This is a genomic window from Dietzia sp. E1 (assembly GCF_014145015.1).
GTDB classification, from domain to species: domain Bacteria; phylum Actinomycetota; class Actinomycetes; order Mycobacteriales; family Mycobacteriaceae; genus Dietzia; species Dietzia cinnamea_A.
Map to the genome: position 1 here is coordinate 1 of NZ_JAALDU010000227.1, position 3,332 is coordinate 3,332.

The following is a 3,332-nucleotide window of genomic DNA, read 5'->3' on the forward strand; positions in this document are numbered from 1 at the left end:
CGGCGCGGCGGCCGCGGCGGGGCGACCGCCGCCGCCACGTCGGTGTCGGTCACTCCGTCCCGGGTGGCGAACCGGTGCAGTCCGCGGACCGCCGCGAGGGTCCGCGCGACCGAGCTCGGGGCCAGCGGGGGGCGGCCCTCGTCCGGGTCACCGGTGGCCAGCCGGGCGCGGAAGTCCTCGACGTGCGCCTCCGTGACGGCGGTTAGGTCGTCGACGCCCACCGCGGCGAGGTGGCGGCGGTATCTGTCCAGGTCGCGACGGTAGGCGGCGAGGGTGTGGGCCGACGCGCCCTTCTCGACGGCGAGGTGGTCCAGGTACTCACGGATCCGGGCGGTCGCCCCGCCCCCGGAGGTCATCGACGATGCCCGCCGCGTCAGGGCCGGTCGATCACCGCGCGGGCCGCGAGGATGCCGGCCACCGCGATGCCGTTGACGATCCGTCCGTCGAGGACGGAGTCGACGGCCTCCGCGAACGGGATGCGCGCGACCTCCATGTCCGCCTCCTCGTGTTCCGCCTCAGGGCGCCCGACCTCGCGCAGACCCGTGGCCAGGTACACGTGCACGCGCTCGGTGCAGAACCCCGGCGAGGGGATCATCTCGATGACCGGCCGCCAGTGCTCGGCCTCGAGCCCGGTCTCCTCGACGAGCTCGCGGCGCGCGGTCCCCAGGGGGTCCTCACCCTCGACGTCGCACAGGCCGGCGGGAAGCTCCCAGAGTCGCTCCCCCACCGCGTGACGGTACTGCCGCACCAGCGTGATGCGCTGCTCGTCGTCCAGCGCCACCACCGCGACCGCGTCGTCGTGGCCGCAGACCTCCCGCTCGGCGGTGCCCCCGCCCGGCATGGTCAGGGTGTCGACACGGAGGCGCACCACCCGACCGTCGAAGATCTTCCGGCTGGAGACTGTCCGGTAGTCGTGGGACCCGGGGGCACCGCTGTCGGTCATCCGCGCTCAGTTCCCGTCCGCGGAGGCGCCGGCGGCCGACTCGGAGTCGACCTCGTCGGCGCGGACCGTCGAGGTCTTGGCGTCCGGGGCGTCGACGACGCCGGCGGAGTTCTCCCCCGCCTGACCGGAGCGCCACGGCTCGACGGGCAGGCGCATCTCGTTCTCGTAGTCCAGGGCCGCCTTGATGAAGGCCACGAACAGCGGGTGCGGCCGGGTCGGACGCGACTTGTACTCCGGGTGCGCCTGGGTGGCCACGAAGAACGGATGCTGCTCGCGCGGGTACTCGACGAACTCCACCAGGTGGCCGTCCGGGGAGGTGCCGGAGAACTGCAGACCGGACTCGGCGATCGTGTCGCGGTAGGCGTTGTTGACCTCGTAGCGGTGCCGGTGGCGCTCGGTGATCTCGGTGGTCCCGTACGCCTCGGCCACGATCGACCCCTTGGCGAGGACGGCTGGGTAGGACCCCAGGCGCATCGTCCCGCCGAGGTCGGCGTTGCCGGCGACCGCGTCGACCTGGTCGGCCATGGTCGAGATCACCGGGTGCGCGCCGTCGGGCTCGAACTCGCTGGAGGAGGCGCCCTCGAGGCCGACCGAGCGGGCCGCCTCGATGACCGAGCACTGCAGTCCGAGGCACAGCCCGAGCAGCGGGATCTTGTTCTTGCGCGACCAGGAGATCGCCCCGAGCTTGCCCTCGATGCCGCGGATGCCGAAGCCACCCGGGATGAGCATGCCGTCGACGCCGTGCAGCGCCTCGCGCGCGCCGGCCTCGGTCGTGCAGGCGTCCGACTCGACCCACCGGATGTTGACCCGCGCGTGGTGGGCGAAGCCGCCCGCCCGCAGGGCCTCGGTCACGGACAGGTAGGCGTCGGGCAGGTCGATGTACTTGCCGACGAGGGCGATCTCGACCTCCTCGCGCGGCTCGTGCACGCGCGTGAGCAGGTCGCCCCACACGGTCCAGTCGACGTCACGGAACGGCAGGTTGAGGCGGCGGATGACGTGGGTGTCGAGGTGCTCGTTGAACAGCACCTTGGGGATGTCGTAGATGCTCGGCGCGTCCGGCGTGGACACGACGCCCTCGAGGTCGACGTCACACATGAGCGCGATCTTGGCCTTGAGGCCGTCCGGCACGTTCCGGTCCGAGCGCAGGATCAGCCCGTCGGGCACGATGCCGATCGACCGCAGCGCGGCGACGGAGTGCTGGGTCGGCTTGGTCTTGAGCTCGCCCGAGGGCGCCAGGTACGGCACGAGGGAGACGTGGAGGAAGAAGATGTTCTCCCGGCCGACCTCGTGGCGGACCTGTCGGCAGGCCTCGAGGAAGGGCTGCGACTCGATGTCTCCGACGGTGCCACCGACCTCGGTGATCACCACGTCGGGACGGCGACCCTGATCATCAGGGTCCCCCATCGCGATGATGCGTTCCTTGATGGCGTCGGTGATGTGCGGGATCACCTGGACGGTGTCGCCGAGGTACTCGCCGCGCCGCTCCTTGGCGATGACCGCCGAGTAGACCTGGCCGGTGGTGACGTTGGCCTTGGCGTTGAGGTCGCGGTCGAGGAACCGCTCGTAGTGGCCGAGGTCGAGGTCGGCCTCCGCGCCGTCCTCGGTGACGAACACCTCACCGTGCTGGAAGGGGTTCATCGTGCCCGGGTCGACGTTGATGTACGGGTCGAGCTTCTGCATGGTGACTCGGAGTCCGCGGGCGGTGAGCAGCTGCCCGAGGCTCGAGGCTGTCAGCCCCTTGCCCAGCGACGACGCCACGCCGCCGGTGACGAAGATGTGCTTGGTCGCGGACCGCGATGCGGCTCGATTCAGTGCCAAGGGGACTCCCGTGTCCATACGCCGGAATGGATGAATGCTGGTGCGGCTCCGGTGCACCCCACGGGGCTTCAGGCTATCACCGCTACGGCGTCGGGGGGAGCGACGGCGCCGCGGCCGACGCATCCGGCGCGAGACCGTAGTGACCCTGCTCACGGGCGAGTTGCTCGGCCAGCGCCAACGCCGTCGCAAGCCGGCCGGCGTCCGTTCCCGCGTCGTCGACGGTCGAGACGTCCTCCTCGCCGGAGGACCGCAGGACACCCACCGCGTCGTGGCCGGTGCCCTCTCCGAGGCGGGCGGAGACCACGGTTCCCGCGCCCTCACGATCGAGCGTCCGGGCGAGGGCGGCCACGCGGACCGCGGTCGACTCCTGCTCCTGCGGGCCGGTGACGACGAGCGCCAGCTGCCCGGGCCGGAGAGTGCCGGGTTCGAAGTCGATGACGTCCGCGTCCGCGAGGGTGGTGAGCACGGTCGCCCGGTCCTCGTCCCCCAGGTGCGGCTCGGCGTCCTCGGCGCGCAGCAGACCCGCGCGGCCGAGCGCGGTGCCGAGCTGGGTGCCCAGGTCGGCGTCGGC

Annotated in this window: 4 protein-coding genes; all 4 read right to left on the bottom strand. The window is 72.0% G+C overall.

What is annotated here, in order from left to right:
* A partial coding sequence (locus G6030_RS08605; protein ID WP_182642849.1) for a site-specific integrase occupies positions 1-356 on the bottom strand: 356 nt, incomplete at its 3' end.
* Positions 357-373: 17 nt separating this feature from the next.
* On the bottom strand, positions 374-943 hold the full coding sequence (locus G6030_RS08610) for an NUDIX hydrolase (protein WP_182642850.1): 570 nt from the start codon (positions 941-943) through the stop codon (positions 374-376).
* A 6-nt stretch (positions 944-949) separates the two neighbouring features.
* Entirely contained in the window at positions 950-2,779 is a 1,830-nt protein-coding gene (locus G6030_RS08615; RefSeq protein WP_061228839.1) for a CTP synthase, read from the bottom strand.
* A gap of 64 nt (positions 2,780-2,843) precedes the next feature.
* Positions 2,844-3,332: copper transporter (locus G6030_RS08620; RefSeq protein ID WP_182642851.1), on the bottom strand; the 489-nt coding region annotated here is incomplete at its 5' end.